This window comes from Erwinia plantamica, from assembly GCF_043420595.1.
In the GTDB taxonomy this organism is placed as follows: domain Bacteria; phylum Pseudomonadota; class Gammaproteobacteria; order Enterobacterales; family Enterobacteriaceae; genus Erwinia; species Erwinia aeris.
This window is the reverse complement of the sequence record NZ_JBGCUC010000004.1, coordinates 162,714-181,270: the sequence shown is the minus strand read 5'-3', so window position 1 is coordinate 181,270 and position 18,557 is coordinate 162,714. Positions and strand designations below refer to the sequence as shown.

At 57.1% G+C, this 18,557-nt stretch carries 15 protein-coding genes and 1 pseudogene; 9 read left to right on the top strand and 7 right to left on the bottom strand.

All coding sequences use genetic code 11. The features are described from left to right. Window positions 1–2: 2 nt before the first annotated feature. The gene (locus AB3U87_RS05520) at window positions 3–671 is read right to left on the bottom strand and encodes a methionine ABC transporter permease (protein ID WP_370734038.1); all 669 of its coding nucleotides are present in this window, start codon (window positions 669–671) and stop codon (window positions 3–5) included. Next, entirely contained in the window at window positions 664–1,686 is a 1,023-nt protein-coding gene (locus AB3U87_RS05515) for a methionine ABC transporter ATP-binding protein (RefSeq protein ID WP_394148661.1), read from the bottom strand. The genes AB3U87_RS05520 and AB3U87_RS05515 overlap by 8 nt, the downstream gene beginning before the upstream one ends. Window positions 1,687–2,236: 550 nt before the next feature. On the opposite strand from AB3U87_RS05515, the gene AB3U87_RS05510 reads away from it, so the two are divergent. Next, on the top strand, window positions 2,237–4,633 hold the full coding sequence (locus AB3U87_RS05510) for a membrane-bound PQQ-dependent dehydrogenase, glucose/quinate/shikimate family (protein ID WP_394148660.1): 2,397 nt from the start codon (window positions 2,237–2,239) through the stop codon (window positions 4,631–4,633). Window positions 4,634–4,781: 148 nt separating this feature from the next. Here the strand turns inward: AB3U87_RS05510 and AB3U87_RS05505 are convergent. Further along, a pseudogene (locus tag AB3U87_RS05505) lies at window positions 4,782–4,970 on the bottom strand (hypothetical protein); the annotation flags it as partial. 219 nt (window positions 4,971–5,189) lie between these two features. Then, window positions 5,190–5,366 carry a con-10 family general stress protein gene (locus AB3U87_RS05500; RefSeq protein WP_125287532.1) on the bottom strand — a complete coding sequence of 59 codons (177 nt, stop codon included), beginning with the start codon at window positions 5,364–5,366 and terminating at the stop codon, window positions 5,190–5,192. Between the two features lie 618 nt (window positions 5,367–5,984). Between AB3U87_RS05500 and AB3U87_RS05495 the strand changes: the two genes are divergently transcribed. The 3 genes from AB3U87_RS05495 to AB3U87_RS05485 all read left to right on the top strand — a co-directional run bounded on the left by AB3U87_RS05495 (window position 5,985) and on the right by AB3U87_RS05485 (window position 8,182). After that, window positions 5,985–6,329, top strand: a complete 345-nt coding sequence (locus AB3U87_RS05495; protein ID WP_253454213.1) for a hypothetical protein — start codon at window positions 5,985–5,987, stop codon at window positions 6,327–6,329. A gap of 93 nt (window positions 6,330–6,422) precedes the next feature. Further along, window positions 6,423–7,637 carry a zinc-dependent alcohol dehydrogenase gene (locus tag AB3U87_RS05490; RefSeq protein WP_394148659.1) on the top strand — a complete coding sequence of 405 codons (1,215 nt, stop codon included), beginning with the start codon at window positions 6,423–6,425 and terminating at the stop codon, window positions 7,635–7,637. A 50-nt stretch (window positions 7,638–7,687) separates the two neighbouring features. Then, window positions 7,688–8,182, top strand: coding sequence for a CinA family protein (locus tag AB3U87_RS05485; RefSeq protein WP_253454217.1), 495 nt, complete (start codon window positions 7,688–7,690; stop codon window positions 8,180–8,182). Window positions 8,183–8,220: 38 nt separating this feature from the next. Here the strand turns inward: AB3U87_RS05485 and AB3U87_RS05480 are convergent, their stop codons facing one another. The 3 genes from AB3U87_RS05480 to AB3U87_RS05470 form a co-directional block, all read right to left on the bottom strand. Then, window positions 8,221–8,616, bottom strand: coding sequence for a YgiW/YdeI family stress tolerance OB fold protein (locus tag AB3U87_RS05480; RefSeq protein WP_253454219.1), 396 nt, complete (start codon window positions 8,614–8,616; stop codon window positions 8,221–8,223). A 100-nt stretch (window positions 8,617–8,716) separates the two neighbouring features. Beyond that, window positions 8,717–8,926, bottom strand: a complete 210-nt coding sequence (locus AB3U87_RS05475; protein WP_125287527.1) for a DUF2767 family protein — start codon at window positions 8,924–8,926, stop codon at window positions 8,717–8,719. 141 nt (window positions 8,927–9,067) lie between these two features. Beyond that, on the bottom strand, window positions 9,068–10,381 hold the full coding sequence (locus tag AB3U87_RS05470; protein ID WP_253454220.1) for a CitMHS family transporter: 1,314 nt from the start codon (window positions 10,379–10,381) through the stop codon (window positions 9,068–9,070). A gap of 633 nt (window positions 10,382–11,014) precedes the next feature. On the opposite strand from AB3U87_RS05470, the gene AB3U87_RS05465 reads away from it, so the two are divergent. The 5 genes from AB3U87_RS05465 to kdpB all read left to right on the top strand — a co-directional run bounded on the left by AB3U87_RS05465 (window position 11,015) and on the right by kdpB (window position 18,548). After that, window positions 11,015–12,562 carry a methyl-accepting chemotaxis protein gene (locus AB3U87_RS05465; RefSeq protein ID WP_253454222.1) on the top strand — a complete coding sequence of 516 codons (1,548 nt, stop codon included), beginning with the start codon at window positions 11,015–11,017 and terminating at the stop codon, window positions 12,560–12,562. A gap of 89 nt (window positions 12,563–12,651) precedes the next feature. Then, window positions 12,652–14,613: a methyl-accepting chemotaxis protein gene (locus tag AB3U87_RS05460; RefSeq protein WP_369894735.1), complete on the top strand. Its 1,962-nt coding sequence runs from the start codon at window positions 12,652–12,654 to the stop codon at window positions 14,611–14,613. 133 nt (window positions 14,614–14,746) lie between these two features. Then, the gene (kdpF, locus tag AB3U87_RS05455; RefSeq protein WP_394148658.1) at window positions 14,747–14,836 is read left to right on the top strand and encodes a K(+)-transporting ATPase subunit F; all 90 of its coding nucleotides are present in this window, start codon (window positions 14,747–14,749) and stop codon (window positions 14,834–14,836) included. Beyond that, window positions 14,836–16,518 (top strand): potassium-transporting ATPase subunit KdpA, encoded by a 1,683-nt coding sequence (gene kdpA / locus AB3U87_RS05450; protein WP_301729563.1) that lies wholly within the window; start codon window positions 14,836–14,838, stop codon window positions 16,516–16,518. Before kdpF ends, kdpA begins: the two co-directional genes overlap by 1 nt. Beyond that, window positions 16,515–18,548: a potassium-transporting ATPase subunit KdpB gene (gene kdpB, locus AB3U87_RS05445; protein ID WP_253454226.1), complete on the top strand. Its 2,034-nt coding sequence runs from the start codon at window positions 16,515–16,517 to the stop codon at window positions 18,546–18,548. The genes kdpA and kdpB overlap by 4 nt, the downstream gene beginning before the upstream one ends. Window positions 18,549–18,557: the final 9 nt, after the last annotated feature.

Here is an 18,557-nt window from a genome sequence, read left to right as displayed (position 1 = left end):
AGTTAGCGTTTGTCGAGCCGTGTTGTGATGAAATCGCCAATAAACTGAATAATAAAAACGATAATCAGGATCATAACCGTCGCCACCAGCGTGACATCGCTGTGGTTGCGCTGGAAGCCCTCCAGATAGGCCAGGTTACCCAAACCGCCCGCGCCGATCACCCCGGCCATCGCGCTGTAGCTGACCAGCGCAATCAGCGTTACCGTCATACCGGAAACCAGCGCCGGTGAAGATTCCGGCAGCAGTACGCGAAAGATCAGCGTGCTCAGCCGCGCGCCCATTGAGCGGGAAGCCTCAATCACGCCTTTATCCACTTCGCGCAGGCCAATTTCGACCAGTCGGGCATAGAACGGTGCCGCCCCAACAATCAGCGCGGGCAAAGCCGCATCCGCGCCCAGAATGGTGCCGATTAACGTTTTGGTGAACGGGATCAGCAAAACAATCAGGATAATAAAAGGAATGGAGCGGAAGACGTTAACCAGTACCGAAATCACCGAATAAACGGCGCGGTTCTGAAACAGGCCGCCGCGCGCGGTCAGAAACAGCGCCAGACCGAACAAAATGCCCAGCACAAAGGTCGCCACGCCGGACAGCGAGGTCATATACAGGGTTTCACAGGTTGCCGCCCAAAGCTGATCAAGCTTCAGATGGGGGAAAAGAGTCTCAGTCATGAACCACCTCGGTCGTAATGGCGTGGGCGTGTAAATCGGCCAGGATGTTTTCCAGCGCGCTGCCGGTGGCGGCAACCTGTAACCACAGCTCGCCGAAAGTGCCGTTGGTGGTTTGCGTCATCTTGCCGTGCAAAATATTAAAAGGCGTGCCGTATTTCAGCGTCAGTTCGCCTACGATCGGCTGCTGCGTGTTCTGGCCGACAAAGGTCAGCTTCAGCACGCTGCCCGCCGTGCGGTCAATCAGTTCAGGGTTAAACGGCGTCTCGGCGCTGCTGTACTCTGCCGTTTGCTTGACGAACTGTCGGGTAATCGGCTGCTGCGGATGAGTAAATACCGACAGCACTTCGCCTTCTTCCACGATTCTGCCCGCTTCCATCACCGCCACGCGGTGACAGATTTTACGCACTACGTGCATTTCATGCGTAATCAGCACGATAGTCAGCTTTAGCTTGCGGTTGATATCCAGCAGCAGATCGAGAATGGCGTCGGTTGTCTGTGGATCCAGCGCCGAAGTCGCCTCATCGCACAGCAACACTTCCGGATTATTGGCCAGTGCGCGAGCGATACCTACGCGCTGCTTCTGCCCGCCGCTCAGCTGAGCAGGATAGGCGTGCTCTTTACCCTTCAGGCCGACCAGTTCGATCAGCTCCTGCACGCGCGTTTTGATGGCGGCTTTGGGCGCGCCGGCGATTTGCAGCGAAAAGGCAATATTTTCGCTGACGGTACGCGACCAGAGCAGGTTGAAGTGCTGAAACACCATGCTGATTTTCAGACGCGCCTGACGCAGCGCCTCGCCCTTCGCCTGCGCGATATCTTTACCTGCAATAGTGACGCTGCCGGAAGTCGGTTTTTCCAGTCCGTTCAGCAGGCGGATCAGCGTACTTTTCCCCGCGCCGCTGTAGCCAATAATGCCGTAAATCTGCCCCTGTTCGACGTTGAGATTCACATCATCAACCGCCGTCACCGGGCCAGCCGCGGCGTAAAAGGTTTTGGAAACATTACGCAAAACTATCATTTGTCGCCTGTTTTATCCCGTGTTGTGCAGCCCGCAGGCTGGTCAATAAACTGACTATTTTTAATATGTTATTGGTGATGCTTATGATACGGGATAGCGTCAGGCCGGTCGCGGGTCAGCAAAGACCCAAATACCATGATATATAGCCAAAAGGCATAACGTGGCGGCCTGCCCGTTTCATCATCATTGTTACAGCTACTTTACCGTCAGGGCGTTTTCCAGCGGTTTTATTCAACAAACGAGCCGGTTATTAACAGTATTAACTGGAGCGTAATGTTACCAGCTATTAATGCAATTTGCCGGTATTGCCGTCTGGATGGCTATCAACCGCGCAATAAACAACCGCCTCTTAAGGGAAACGCAGATCAAAAAGCAGCCTCCCTGGCTGCCAATAGCCAACGGTAAGATTTTGAGACAATAATCTTTACATGCTAATCAATTGAAAAATAGAACTATTAAAGACAAGCACACCGCTCTCTCCACCCGCTATCTTTGCAAAACTTTGCATCCTCTATGCTTGCCTTACCTGTTACTCACTTATCAAGACCTTATGCAGAAAAAATTTTGGTTCACCCTACCTACCATCACTGGGATCGTCGTTAGCCTGTTCGGCCTGGCTTTCCTGGTGCTCGGCGGCTGGCTGGCAACGCTGGGCGGCACGCCCTGGTACCTGATTTTCGGCGCCGGTTTCTTCCTTAGCGGCATTTTTATCGTTAAACGCCGTCCGGCCGGTCTTTGGCTTTACCTGCTCTCCTTTCTGATTTGCGTAGCCTGGTCGCTGTATGAAGTCGGTCTGGACGGCTGGAAGCTGATGCCGCGCCTTTTCGCGCTGGCCGTACTGGGCGTCTGGTGCAGCCTGCCGTGGATCGTCCGACCGGTGATGCACACGCAGCGCCGCGCGGGCACGCTGGCTGGCGTGGTCTATCTGGCCGCTATCGTGCTGGTCTTCTGGTCAGGCTGGCACGTAACGGCAACGCGCTTTGTGCATCATCAGCCCGTGCCGGCAGCTCAGGCCGCGATCGCAACCGATAACGATAATGACTGGCAGCATTATGGCCGTACGCGCGATGGCCAGCGCTTTTCGCCACTGACGCAGATTACGCCCGCCAATGTCAGCCAGCTGCAGCCCGCCTGGCAGTTCCATACCGGCGATACCCTGCGTAAAGGGGAAGATAAAGCGGGACGCGAGTTCAGCTTTGAAGTGACGCCGATTAAGGTTGGCAACACGCTCTTTATCTGTACGCCGCATCGCCAGGTGATTGCGCTTGACGCCACCAGCGGCAAACAGCGCTGGAAGTTTGATCCCAAAGTAGACACCTCGGCCAATGAATATCTGGCCTGCCGCGGCGTGGCTTACAGCAAGGCGGTGGATGACAGCACCTGCCCGGAAAAAATCATCACCACCACCAGCGATGCCCGCATGGTGGCGCTGAATGCGCAAACCGGCGAACCTTGCGCCTCGTTTGGCAACAAGGGCTATGTCAGCCTGACCGACCATATGGGCCAGGTGCCGCCGGGCTTCCATTTTATTACCTCGCAGCCGATGGTGATGGAAGGCCGCATCGTGCTGGGCGGCTGGATATACGATAACCAGACCACCGGCGAACCTTCCGGCGTGGTACGCGCTTATGACGTAAAAACCGGCCAGCTCTCCTGGGCCTGGGACCTGGGCAGAACGCCGCAGAACGCGCCGCTGAAGCCTGGCGAAGAGTATACGCACGGCACGCCTAACGGCTGGGGAACCTATACGGCGGACGAAAAGCTGGGCCTGATTTATATTCCGCTGGGCAACGCGACGCCGGATTATTACGGCGGCAAACGGCGACCTTTTGACGAGAAGTATTCCAGCGCGCTGGTGGCACTGGATATTCATACGGGTGAAGAGCGCTGGCATTTCCAGACCGTGCATCATGACGTCTGGGATTTCGACGTGCCGGTTGGCCCAACGCTGGTTGACCTGCCGGGCAAAAATGGCGAAACCGTGCCTGCGCTGGTGCAGACCACTAAAATGGGCAAGCTGTTCCTGCTGGATCGCCGCAACGGCAAACCGCTGGCGCAGGTGGATGAGAAGCCGGTGCCGACCTCGCCCTCGCTGCCGGGCGAGCATTTGTCACCTACGCAGCCGGATCCGGTCGGCATGCCGAGCCTTGCACCGCCAAATCTGGAAGAAACCGATATGTGGGGCGCGACGCCGATCGATCAGCTGATCTGCCGCATTCAGTTCCACCGCTATCGCTATCAGGGCCAATATACGCCGCCTGCGGAAGGCACCTCTATCGCCTATCCTGCGTTTGACGGCGTGATGGACTGGTACGGCGCTTCGGTGGATCCGCAGCGGCATTTACTGATTGCCAACACCAGCTACATCCCTTTCACCATGGAGCTGATGAAGCATGACGAGGCGATCAAACAGGGCCTGATGAAGCCGTGGGCAGGCTGGGCCAGCGGGCAATCCTATCCGAAACCGAAAGAGTTCGCCGTAGGGCCGCAGTATGGCACCGGCTGGGCGGCCGTGGTGAAACCCTGGCTGACGGCGCTGGGCGCACCTTGTAGCGCGCCGCCGTGGGGCAAGCTGATCGCCATCGATCTTAACACCCGTAAAATCGCCTGGGAAAGACCGGCGGGCACCACGCGTAATATGAATATTTTCGGCACTCATACCAACGCGCCGTTGCCAACCGGCATTTTTATGATGGGCGGCAACATCATTACCCGCAGCGGGCTGATATTTATGGGCGCTACGGCGGATAACTACCTGCGCGCTTTTGACGAAGCCACGGGCCACGAGCTGTGGAAAGCCAAACTGCCAGCGGGCGGCCAGGCGACGCCGATGACCTATACCGGTAAGGACGGTCGTCAGTATGTGGTGATTGCGGCAGGCGGGCACGGCGGGCTGGGTACCACTTCCGGCGATGCGCTGGTCGCGTACGCGCTACCGAAAGAGTAAGCATAAAAAACCCCACGGCATCGTGGGGTTTCGTTCAGTTCGTCCCTGCATCCAGGCGTTTTAGCGGTCAGGATATCTCTTCCGGAAGCAGCACATGTCTTTGCTTTTTCTTGCGTTCTTCCTCGTCCGGCGGCGTTTTGCGCGTGTGTTTGAGCATGGCAACGTGGCGGGCGAAATCCTCATGAACCTCTTTGCTTTGTAAATTCACCGACGCCGCACCGTCTTCATCGATCAAAATACGTTCGCCGTCATCTTTAGCTTCCTGCATATCATTGCGGGACATGGCGTTAAGCAACCTTTCCGGGCTGGTAAATACGCTGGCGATCATTTTTAACACGGGCTCTCCTTTTCTGAGCGGGCATCTGCAGATAGCGCTTATTGCAAGCTTTACTGCCGATAGCGGTTATTCTTCTTCTTAAACCAGTATAGAGGAATATTCAGGGCTGAGTTATCAGGAGACGGAAGTATCAGAGGGAGTGAAACAGAGGGGAAGCACAACCGCCACCGCCCGGAGGGCCGATGGCGGCGAGCCTGCGCGCGGCAGGCGCATTACTTTTTAGCTGCGGCGGCTCTTCTCGCCACCTTTTTTACCGGCTTCAGAGGCTTTTTCACGGTCGTTTTTAAAGCTGCCGCTGCCGCTACTGCTCTGTCCGCCTTTTTTGCCTGCTTCTGACGCCTTTTCACGATCTTCTGCGAAATTACCCGAATTTGAATTACCACGATGCTGAGTCATACAAATGTCCTCTTCGTGTTAAATAATACTCAATGGTTTTTTCTCAATTATTTAATCCCGGGGGGAATTAAAAATCAGTGAAGGTGCTACGTAGTTAAATCTAGCAGCCACGCTTATAATTGCAAGGAAACGGCGACATAAAAATAAGTAAAAATTATGGCTAGTTATCTCATTGATTAATAACAACAATCAGGAAAAATCTTAATCAATTTTAATTTTATATTTAAAAAATACTTATCCCGCTTCAGGAATTATTAGCTTACCCACTGAGCAAATAAATAAATATTAATCGTTCATCAATTTCTGCCGCTTCGTTATAAGCCACTGCCGCTTCGTTCTTTTTTTACTTTCTTCTGCGTAACAGCTTTGCTGATGCTTCTGCCTGGATACTGACCAGGCGCATTCCTGATAATGCCAATAACCACACAAAGAGCTGGACTTAATTAACGAATTTTTACAAAATCGGTTGAACCGCCAGTGGCTCCGCGCCAGTAAAGAGCGGACACCATTTTTTTCTTCGGCCACGGCCGGACGGCTTCAGGGAATAGCGATTCTGGTTCAGCGCGCAGCACGACTGCCGCACAATCAGCCCCTTAACTGTGCATAGTACGGTGGAGCATGGAAAAACAACATTTTCTGACCCGTTTGGGACAATGGCCGAAGATCCAGTTTTCCGAAGTGTGTATCACCGCCTGCGGCGGCAGCATCCAGCCTGAACTCTACGTGCGTGACCGCGCCGATCCACCACGCTGGCTGTTTATCCGCCGCCTTGGCGGCAGCGAGAACCATGACGGCTTACTGACCATTTACAGCCAATGGCTGGCGGAATTTCATCAACAGCGTGGTACCGATTTCTGTTTGCCGCCGCCCTTTGACAGGGCTTTTGAGAACGAGCTGCCAGCGGAAATTTCGGACGCGCCGCATAGCGCTGCATTACGGCCATCGCTTATCGCCGAACGTTAAACGCCTGTGGCCGCCTTCTTCCCGTAAAAATTTATCTATACTTTTCAGCGGACGCCTGACGCTCAGGCCCGGTAGATAAAAAAGGGAGAGCCTATGAAAGCACTAGTCTGGCATGCTGTCGGCGACATTCGTCTTGATGACGTCCCGGAGCCAGCGATAGAAAAACCAACCGATGCGGTGATCCGCCTGACGGCTTCCGCTATCTGCGGCACCGATCTGCATTTTGTTCGCGGCACCTTCAGTAAAATGCAGCCCGGCACCATTCTGGGACACGAAGGCGTCGGCGTGATTGAAGCGCTCGGCGACGATGTTCGCAATTTCGCTGTCGGCGACCGCGTGGTGGTTTGCTCGACCGTTTCCTGCGGCACCTGTCCGCCCTGTCGGGAAGGCAATACCGCCCAGTGCGACAACGCCAACCCCAACGGGCCTGCCGCCGGCACCTGCTTTTTCGGCGGCCCGGCCGCAACCGGCCCGGTAAACGGGCTTCAGGCGGAAAAAGCGCGCATTCCCTATGCCGCCAATACGCTGGTAAAAATTCCCGATAACGTCAGCGACGAGCAGGCGCTGATGGTTAGCGATATTTTCCCCACCGCCTGGTTTGGCGCGGAAGCGGGCGAAATCAAAAAAGGCGACGTTGTGGCGGTCTTCGGCTGCGGGCCGGTCGGCCAGTTCGCTATCGCCAGCGCTTTCCTCAAGGGCGCCGCCCGCGTGATTGCGGTGGACGGCCATGTCGATCGCCTGGCTATGGCGCGTCGTCAGGGTGCATTCACGGTAAATTTTGAAGAAGAAGATCCGGTAGAAACCCTTAATCGCCTGACGGGCGGCGTCGGCGCGGACTGCGCTATTGATGCAGTCGGCGTAGACAGCCAACATGCGCACCACGGCCCGGCAGCGGAAGAGGCGCAGCAAAAAGCAGAAAAATTTGCGGCGGAAGTGGATCAGGTGGCACCGGAAACGCACCCGCAGGCAGGCAACTGGGTGCCGGGCGACGCGCCCACTCAGGCGCTGGAATGGGCTATCGCCACGCTGAAAAAGGCCGGTCGTTTAAGCATTATCGGCGTTTATCCGCCGGAAGCGGAAACTTTCCCTATCGGCAAGGCGATGAATAAGAATCTGACCCTTAAGATGGGCAACTGCAACCATCACACTATTATTCCGGGCTTGCTGGAACTGGTACGCACCGGCGCCATCGATCCGGTCAAGGTATTAACGAAAGTAGAGCCGCTTAGCGACGTACTTGACGCTTATAAAGCCTTCGACAAGCGCCAGCCAGGCTGGATTAAAACCGAACTCGTGCCACAAAGCTGACAACTCTGCCCCGTCATCGCGGCGGGGCCACCAGCAACTGGAGTCTCACAATGGATAAGGAATTACTTAATACCGCCGAAAGACTCGGCAAAGTTTTACTACAGGCCGGGGCCAAAGTGGCTGCCGCCGAATCCTGCACGTCAGGTCTGGTCAGCTCTGCACTGGGCGCGGCAAGCGACAGCAGCAGCTATTTCACCAGCGGGTTTGTAACCTATACCGACAGCGCCAAACACCGCATTCTGCACGTCAGTGAAAAAACGCTCCAGGAACACACGGCGGTAAGCGAGGCGACCGCGCGCGAAATGGCAGCCGGCGCGAAAGAAGTATCGGGCGAAAAAGCCAGCATTGCGGTTACCGGCTATGCCGGGCCGGACGGCGGCGAAGATGGCACGCCTGCGGGTACGGTGTGGTTTGGCTGGGGCCTGCCAGATGGCGAGGTACGCGCGCTGAAGCAGCATTTTTCAGGGGATTGCGAAGAGGTAGTAAGAAAAGCCGCCCTGTTTGCTCTGCAACACCTTACTGAACTGCTGCAAAGCCAACGCTGAACGGCATTGGGCGAACCTTAGCGTTCGCCCTTAGAGTGTTACGGATCGCCAATCTGTTTTACTGCGATTTCCGTTTGCTTATTTTTATGTTTTACAAAACCGCTCACCCGTACCAGATCTTTGGCATCGTACTTCTCTCCGCCCCAGGCAGATTCGGGAATAACCAGATTAATATTGCCTGATTTATCCTGGAAGGTATAAATATTGCCAGAAACCTTTTTGATGATATTCCCTTCCATCGTCACCCAGGAACCTTCCTTCAGCGTACGGACCGACTTCACCTGGCTCTCGTTGGTATCTTCCGAGCCTTTGTAGCCTGCATCCTGCTTGTGCGGCGGTGGCGGCGTTTCTCCCGCTTTAAATCCCCCTTTGTCCTCGGCCATCACGTTCAGGCTAAGGGCAAGCAGCGCGGCCAGCGTAAGCACTTTTTTCATAAACACTCCTTTCGTTTAAAAAGTCCGATCTTGATTCTGCATAACTTAAGCCTGGCAGAAAGCCGCTACTTTTCAGGTACAAAGTGTAAAAAAACCTGAATTAATCAGGTTTTATCAGACGAATCGCGTGTTCCAGCACCTTCTGCTCGTCCCGATCCGCATCCGTTCGCTCATGGCGCGTTCTGACCAGCAGGTTTGCCAGGATATCCCGGCTGGTATTGTGTCCGCTTTCAGCCAGCACAATGGCCGCGTCGCCAATCACCCGACAGACTTCGTCATAATATTCTTCGCTCAATACATCACGTTTCATAAGACCTCACTTTTTAAACCGGCTTGAAGGAAAAGCCGACCAAAAGTATTAATCCTGAAACGTTGTATCGCCATTGGGCCGCCTGGCGCGGGCGACTTATTGTGATGCCGATCACAATAAATCGCCGACGTGCCCGGAGGGTTAGCGGCTGTAGAACGGGAAGGCGCCAAACAGCAGGCCGCCTACCAGCAGCGCCATACTGACCAGGATCCCCCACTTAATGGCAAAGCGCTGATGGTCGCCGATATCTACTTTTGCCAGTCCAACCAGCAGATACACCGAAGGCACCAACGGGCTGAGCAGATGGAAAGGCTGGCCGATGATTGACGCCCTGGCGATTTCTTCTGCGCTGATACCATAGTTCAGCGCCGTCTGGGCAATCACCGGCAGGATGCCGAAATAGAACGCATCGTTAGACATAAAGAAAGTGAATGGCAGGCTGACCAGCGCGGTGAAGATCGCCAGATAAGGCCCAAAGCTATGCGGGATCACCGCCAGCAGGCTTTTCGCCATTGCATCGACCATGCCGGTGCCGGACAGAATGCCGGTAAACACCCCGGCGGCGAAAATCAGCGAGGTGACCGCCAGCACGTTGCCTGCATGGGTATTGATACGCGCTTTTTGCTGTTCCAGCGAAGGGTAATTCAGCATTACCGCAATGGCAAAAGCCAGCATAAACAGGATCTGGATAGGCATCAGCCCGGTCACCAGCAGCACCAGCAGCACGGTGGTCAGAATAAAGTTAGGCCAGAACATTTTTGGCCGCCGGTTCGCTGCGCACTCCTGCGCGTCGCCCAGACCCAGCTCGATATTATCCAGATGATCGTTATCGAGCTTCATCACGCCCAGCCTTCTGCGCTCGCGGATGCCGAACAGCACCGCCATACCAACGAGCGTGACGCAACCCAGAAACATGGCGGGCAGCATAGGAATAAAGATGTCCAGCGCATCGATATGTAAGGCCGCCGCCGCGCGCGCCGTTGGGCCGCCCCACGGCGACAGATTCATAATACCGCTGGCAAGGTTGACCAGACAGGTCATTGCCAGCACGTTCATGCCCAGCTTGCGGTAGAGCGGCAAAAACGCCGCCACGGCAATCATATAGGTGGTGGAGCTGTCGCCGTCCAGTGAAACCAGCAGCGTCAGTACCGCCGTGCCTACCAGCACCTTAAGCGGGTCGCCGCGCACGATTTTCAGGATAAAGCGTACCAGCGGGTCAAACAGCCCGGCGTCGATCATCAGGCCAAAATAGAGAATGGAAAAGGTCAGCATTACGCCCGTCGGCGCCAGCGCTTTTACGCCATTCAACATCATTTCGCCAAGCCCATGATAATAACCCGCCGCCAGTGCAAAGACCGTCGGCACGATAATCAGCGCGATCAGCGCCGACATCCTTTTGGTCATAATCAGGTACATGAAACAGGTCACCATCGAAAAACCCAGTATGGTCAGCACATTACTTCCCCTCTTTCGGATGCATATCGCAGGCTGCGGCACGACGGCCATCAGCAAAAGTTATCGTTCAGGTCCGGGCGGGTATAAAAAGTAAGACGGGCGTTTCCACCTGTCGCGTTAAGCTATTGTTTTATGGCTGTACCACCCGAATATTGATAATAATATGTAATAAAAAATCATCATTTTTTTAACAAAGAAGAGTGACGGCGATCGGCTTTACCGGCCGTGAAAACGGGTTATTGTGATTGCGATCAAACTAACCGTGGCCCTGAAAGAGTGGAAGAGAAGAAAGGGTAAACCGTTGGTGTTGCGTAGCGCCTGGATGCCTGTTCCTTTTTTGTGACAACGTAACAAATGGCTGTGAATATATCATTTCCTCCAAACCTGAAAGGTGACAACGTAACGAACAGCATTAGCACTACTTTTTAATGTTGTCCTGTAATAACCCTACTTTTTGAAGGCTCTGGATGCCCCCCTACGGATACGAAAGCCTCGCGTTACAGCGTCACGCATAGATAAATCCTTGATTTGCATAATAGCCGACATATTCCTCTACCCTACCGGCCATAAAACTAAATCTTTACCGCAATTTGCCGATACAGAAAGCATCCTATTTCCTTTAAGGCTAATCAGATGTCCCTGAAAAGATCGTCGCTTTTGGTTCTGCTGTTCCTGTTTATTATTTTTTTCACCAGCATGATCGCTAACGTCTGGCTGCTGACCCGCAGCAATACGTCGCTGGATGCGGTGAATAGAGAGATCCGTGTAGTGCTGTCTATTATCGATCCTATTAACCACAGCCGTACCCTGCGCGTGCGCCTGATGGAATATATGAAAACGATGGAAAACAGCGGCAGCCTGCAGTCTGAGCAGACGATTAGCGGGCTGAATGAAGTGCTGGGCAAAGCGGACAAGGCTTTCCAGGCCTACCTGGCCGCGCCGAAGCTGGATGGCGAAGCCAGCCTGGCCGATGAGTATCGCACCACCTATGAAACCTACCGCCGTCAGGGTATCGACCCGCTGCTGGACGCGGCTAAAACCAATGACCAGGCGCGCTTTAAGGCGCAGCTGCCAACCGTCATCAGCCTGGATCACCAGTACGAAGTGGTGCTGGACAAAGTGCTTGCGCTGCACGAGCAGTACGCGAAGCGCCTGAACAGCGATGCGCAGGATCACTTCACCTTTGGTATCGGCCTGATTGTCGCCTTCGGCGTGCTGTTCCTGGTTGTTATCGCAGGCGTGTTGATGTTCCTGAAGCGCTACGTGCTTAGCCCGCTGGACAGCGCCAAAGCGCATTGCAGCCAGATTGCTCAGGGTATCCTGGATACGCCGGTGCCGGTGGTGGCCTCTTCCCGCAGCGAAATACAGGATCTGATGGGCACCATGGAGCAGATGCGCCGCTCGCTGACCGATATCATCAGCCAGGTGCGTAACTCCACGCAAACCGTGTCGCACGCCTCGCAGGAAATCGCCGCCGGTAACGTCGACCTGGCTTCGCGTACCGAGCAGCAGGCCGCCGCGCTGACGCAGACCGCCGCCAGCATGGAAGAGCTGGGCGCCACGGTGAAACAGAATACCGAAAACGTCTTTGAAGCCAGCCGTCTGACCAGCGAAGCGGTGAAGAACGCGAAAACCGGCGAAAAAGTCTCGCAGGAAGTCATCGTCACCATGGGCAAAATCAACAGCAGCTCGAAGAAGATTGAAGACATTACCGGCGTGATTAACAGCATCGCTTTCCAGACCAATATCCTGGCGCTGAACGCCGCGGTGGAAGCGGCGCGCGCGGGTGAACAGGGGCGCGGCTTCGCGGTCGTGGCGGGCGAAGTTCGCAACCTGGCGCAGCGCAGCGCGGTAGCGGCAAAAGAGATTGAAAGTCTGATTGCCGAATCGGTCGCCAATATCAAAGCCGGTTCCGATCAGGTCAGCCGTACCGGCGACGCTATCGGCGCGATTATTGCCTCGGTCAGCCAGGTCGATGTACTGATGGATCATATATCGACCGCGTCTGACGAGCAGAGCCGCGGCATCAGCCAAATTGAACAGGCGGTAACCGAGATGGACAGCGTGACCCAGCAGAACTCCGCGCTGGTGCAGGAGTCGGCAGCGGCTTCCGCCTCGCTGGAAGAGCAGGTGCACTTCCTTAACCACTCCGTTTCTACCTTCCGCCTGTCCGACGCGTAATTTTCTTACCCCCGGCATCCCGCCGGGGTTTCACTATAACAATAAGCATTAATGCGCCCACGCAGGCGCTCTACTTTTATGAGAACACCATGGCAAAATTATCTGCATTCTGGAACGCACTGATTCCAAAAAAACTTAATCCGCTGGCCGGTCGTCCGGTCAGCAACACTTATGACTGTCGCGCCCTGCCGACCGCTTTCGGCAGCCTGGGTACCGGCGGCGGCAAAGGCCTGCTGATGGTCTTTGTCCCGCCGGAAGCTGATTTCGCCCGCGTGAACGACGCGTGGCAAAAGATGAGCGCGCCGGGCCGTACCGTCTTCGCTATCTCCTCTACCGGCGCGCTGTGCGCGCAGAAAGGCCGCTCCGCCTACTGTGCCACCAACGGCCCTCAGGGCAGCTGGCTGTGGCTGCCCGAGCAGACGGTCGCCCGTCATGAGGTGCACACTATCGATCTGCAGGTGCCACGCGGCGCTACCGTTGCCGATCGTATCGACAGCATTCGCGCCCAGCTTGATCGCCTTCAGGTCAATATGTCGCTCTCTGCCGAAGAAACCTTCGCGATGATCTACTGCGACGGCCTCTCCTCTGCCGAAGGCTTTATGATGCAGGCCTGGTATGACAGCGGACGCTTCCCCTGCCTGGCTATCGGCGGCTCGGCGGGCGGCCGCACCGATTTTCAGAACACCTGGATGGCCACCAGCGGCCAGCTGCTGCAAAACAAAGCGGTGATCGTGTTCTGCCGCATGGCGAAAGGGAAATCCTTTGCGCCGTTTAAAAGCCAGAACTTCCAGCCCACGCAGCAAAGCTGGCTGGTGGCGGAAGCCGATCCCGTCGCGCGCACCGTAAGTTCGCTGTTTGACGCAACGGGTCGCCAGCAGCCTGCGGTAAAAGTGCTGGCCGACGCGCTGCACTGTAAGCCTGAGCAGCTGGAGCAAAAGCTGAAGGGCAAAACGTTCGGCGTGAAGGTGGCGGATGAGTACTTTATTCGCTCCGTAGCGAAAATCGACGCGGAAAGCCTGACGTTCTTCTGCGATCTGGAGTTTGGCGACCGTCTTTATCTGCTGGAGGCGGGCGATTTCGTTTCCGCCACGCGTAAGGACTGGGACAGATTCGTCGCCACGCATGGCAAACCGGCCGGACTGCTGCTGAACGACTGCCTGCTGCGCCGCCTTAACAACCCGGAAAGCCTGCCTGCGGCGGAGCTGTTCGACGGCGTGCCGGCCGCTGGCTTCTCCAGCTTTGGCGAAATATTCGGCGTGCCGATCAACCAGACGCTGTCCGCCCTCGCCTTTTTCGATCGCGACGTCAAAGCCATGAGCCGCTTCCCGATTGAATACGCCGACTACGCCGGTCACTATGCCCAGCGCTCGCTGCGTCGTTGGGAAGCGCTGCACACGCTGCAAACGGACGTTATTGATAAAGTGATCGACTATCAGCAGCAGATCGGGCCGGTAGTACAAACTTTCCCGCTGCTGGAAAAAGCCACCAGCCGCCAGAGCGCAGCGCTGGATGTGGCTGGCGTGAATATCGGCGAGATCGGCGAGGCGGCAACCGTCACGCTGCAGGCGCAGGATGAGCTGGGCCTTGAAATCGGCGAGCTGGAAAGAATTTCGCAGGGCATTACGCAAATCACCAGCGGCATCAGCACCATTGCCGACCAGACCAACCTGCTGGCGCTGAATGCCGCGGTGGAAGCCGCCCGCGCCGGATCGGCCGGTCGCGGCTTTGCCGTGGTAGCAGAAGAGGTACGCCGCCTGGCCCGCTCTTCTAAAGAACAGGCCGACGCCACGCGTGAAAGCATCAACGAGACAGTAGCGACCATCGCGCGGATTAAAAAGACGGCTTCTAAAACCGTTGCCACCACGGAAGATATGGCGCAAAAAAGCCACGCAGCACGCGGGCAGATCGCCAGCCTCAGCGAGCAAAACAGCGCCGAGCGCAGCGGGATGGTCGAAAATATCGACCGACTGAAAAACGCTGCCGACGGCCTGGACGCCATGCATAAAGCGGTGGCGCAGCTGACGGTGCTCCAGGAACTGGTGCGTTCCTGATCCTGTGCGCGAGGCCCGCTGCGGCCTCACGCATTTTTATACTTTTTTTATATTTTCCCGCCGCATTTTTGCAAAATCTTTGCGGCCCACTTTTTACACTCATGGCGAAATGACTCTCTTAATGAGGTGAACCGTGAGTGTTGTAGTAATAACCGGCGTGCTGCTGGTAGCGTTGTTGCTGGGCTATCTGATTTATGCCCTGATTAACGCGGAGGCCTTCTGATGGCGGCTTCCGCATTGTTAATAGCGAGCTATCTGGCGGCGCTGCTGCTGCTGGCCTGGCCGCTGGGTCGGCTGATAGCCCGCCTGATCGATCCCCGTCCCTTACCTTTTGTCGGCGGTGTTGAAACCGCCCTCTGGCGCCTGGCCGGTCTGCGCGGTGAAATGCGCTGGCAAACCTATCTGCTGGCTATATTGCTGTTTAATGCGATGGGCTTTGCCCTGCTGCTGGCGATCCTGCTGTTACAAGGCTCGCTGCCTTTAAATCCGCAGCATTTTCCCGGCCTGAGCTGGGATTTGGCGTTAAACACCGCCGTCTCTTTTGTCACCAATACCGACTGGCAGGCTTACGCTGGCGAATCGTCGCTGAGCTATTTCAGCCAGATGGCCGGGCTGACGGTGCAAAACTTTCTCTCGGCCGCCAGCGGCCTGGCCGTCGCTTTCGCTCTAATCCGTGCGTTTGCACGTCGCTCCTCGGCCACGTTGGGCAACGCCTGGCAGGATCTCGGCCGTATCGTCCTCTGGCTGCTGCTGCCGCTTTCGCTGCTGTTTGCGCTGCTGCTGATCCAACAGGGCGTGGTGCAAAGCTTCTCCGCCTATCTGCCTTTCACCAGCCTTGAAGGCGCGAAGCAGCTGCTGCCGATGGGACCGGTCGCCTCGCAGGAAGCGATCAAGCTGCTGGGCACCAACGGCGGCGGTTTCTTTAACGCCAACTCGGCACATCCGTTTGAAAACCCTACCGATATCAGCAATTTTGCGCAGATGCTGGCTATTTTCCTGATCCCGGCGGCGCTCTGTTTCGCCTTTGGCGAAGCGGTCGGCGACGCCCGTCAGGGACGGGTGATCCTGGCGGCGATGACGCTGATTTTTGTGCTCTGCGCCAGCGCGATGTTCTGGGCGGAGCTACAGGGCAACCCGACGCTGCGGGCGCTGGGCGTTGACGGAACCAACCTGGAAGGTAAAGAGAGCCGTTTCGGCGTGTTGGCAAGCGGCCTGTATGCGGTGGTCACCACGGCAGCCTCATGCGGCGCGGTCAACGCCATGCACGACTCTTTCACCGCGCTGGGCGGCATGATCCCGATGTGGCTGATGCAGATTGGCGAAGTAATCTTCGGCGGCGTGGGTTCGGGGCTTTACGGCATGCTGCTGTTCGTGCTGCTGGCGGTGTTTATCGCCGGGCTGATGATTGGCCGCACGCCGGAATACCTGGGCAAAAAGATCGACGTGCGCGAAATGAAAATGACGGCGCTGGCGATCCTGGTAACGCCCGCGCTGGTACTGCTCGGCAGCGCGCTGGCGATGATGAGCGACGCCGGACGCGCGGCGATGCTGAACCCCGGCGCGCACGGCTTCAGCGAAGTGCTTTACGCCCTTTCGTCCGCCGCCAACAACAACGGCAGCGCCTTTGCCGGTCTGTCAGCCAATACGCCGTTCTGGAACCTGCTGCTGGCCTTCTGCATGTTGGCGGGCCGCTTTCTGGTGATTGTGCCGGTCATGGCCATTGCCGGATCGCTGGTAGCTAAAAAAATCCAGCCGGTCAGCAGCGGCACCCTGCCCACGCACGGCCCGCTGTTTGTCGGCCTGCTGATCGGCACCGTGCTGCTGACCGGCGCGCTTACCTTTATCCCCGCTCTGGCTTCCGGCCCGATAGCGGACCACCTGATGCACATGGAGCGTACCCGATGAACCGTAAACAATTGGCTCTGTTTGAGCCTTCGCTGCTGCGCCAGGCGCTGGTTGACGCGGTGAAAAAACTGTCGCCGCAGGCTCAGTGGCGCAATCCGGTGATGTTTGTGGTCTGGATCGGCAGCGTGCTGACCACGCTGCTGGCGATAGCGATGGCCTGCGGCCTGGCGGGCGACGCCAGATTTACCGCCGCCGTCAGCCTGTGGCTCTGGTTTACCGTGCTGTTCGCCTGTTTTGCCGAGGCGCTGGCGGAAGGCCGCAGCAAGGCGCAGGCCAGCAGCCTGAAAAGCGTGCAGAAAACCGCTTTTGCTCTGCGGCTGAAAGAGGCCCGCCACGATGCGCCAACGGAAAAAATCGCCGCCAGCGAACTGCGCAAAGGCGACATCGTGCTGGCCAGCGCAGGCGATATCATCCCCTGCGATGGCGAAGTTATCGAGGGCGGCGCGTCGGTGGATGAAAGCGCCATTACCGGCGAGTCGGCGCCGGTTATCCGTGAGTCGGGCGGCGATTTCGCTTCGGTCACCGGCGGCACCCGTCTGCTTTCCGACTGGCTGGTGATCCGCTGTACCGCCAATCCCGGCGAAACCTTTCTCGACAGCATGATCGCCATGGTCGAAGGTGCCAGCCGCCGCAAAACGCCTAACGAGGTCGCGCTGACCATTCTGCTGATTGCGCTGACGCTGGTCTTTCTGCTGGCGACCGCTACCCTTTGGCCCTTCTCGGCCTGGAGCGGCACGCCGGTCAGCGTGACCGTGCTGATTGCGCTGCTGGTCTGCCTGATCCCCACCACCATCGGCGGCCTGCTCTCCGCCATTGGCGTTGCCGGGATGAGCCGAATGCTGGCGGCCAACGTGATCGCCACCAGCGGCCGCGCCGTAGAGGCAGCGGGCGACGTCGATATCCTGCTGCTGGACAAAACCGGCACCATTACGCTCGGCAACCGTCAGGCTTCCGACTTTCTGCCCGCCAGCGGCATTGCGGAGCAGCGGCTGGCGGATGCGGCGCAGCTGGCTTCGCTGGCCGATGAAACGCCGGAAGGCCGCAGCATCGTGGTGCTCGCCAAGCAGCGCTTTAACCTGCGTGAACGCGATTTGCAGCAGCTACAGGCGACGTTTATCCCCTTTACCGCCCAGACGCGAATGAGCGGTATTAACCTGCCGGAACGCAGCATTCGCAAAGGCTCGGCCGACGCGATCCGTCGCCATGTGGTCGCCAGCGGCGGTCAGTTCCCGGCGGAGATGGATGAAAAGGTCAACGAAGTCGCGCGCCAGGGCGGCACGCCGCTGGTAGTGGCGGAAAACCTTGAGGTGCTGGGCGTGATCGCGCTGCGGGATATCGTTAAAGGCGGCATCAAAGAGCGCTTCGGCGAGTTACGCAAAATGGGCATCCGCACCGTGATGATCACCGGCGATAACCCGCTGACCGCCGCCGCTATCGCCGCTGAGGCGGGCGTGGACGACTTTCTTGCCGAAGCGACGCCGGAAGCGAAGCTGGCGCTGATCCGCCAGTATCAGGCCGAGGGCAGACTGGTGGCGATGACCGGCGACGGCACCAACGACGCGCCCGCGCTGGCGCAGGCCGACGTGGCGGTGGCGATGAACTCCGGCACCCAGGCGGCGAAAGAGGCGGGCAACATGGTGGATCTGGATTCCAGCCCGACCAAGCTGATTGAGGTCGTGCATATCGGCAAACAGATGCTGATGACGCGCGGCTCGCTGACTACCTTCAGCCTCGCCAACGACGTGGCGAAATACTTTGCCATTATCCCGGCGGCGTTTGCGGCCAGCTACCCGCAGTTCGGCGCGCTGAACGTGATGCATCTGCATTCGCCTTCGTCGGCCATTTTAAGCGCGGTGATCTTTAACGCACTGATCATTATCTTCCTGATCCCGCTGGCCCTGCGCGGCGTCAGCTATAAGCCGCTCAGCGCCGCCGCGCTGCTGCGCCGCAACCTGGGGCTGTATGGCCTGGGCGGGCTGGCTCTGCCGTTTATCGGCATCAAACTTATCGATCTGCTTCTTCAGCTGTAGGAGGTTTAC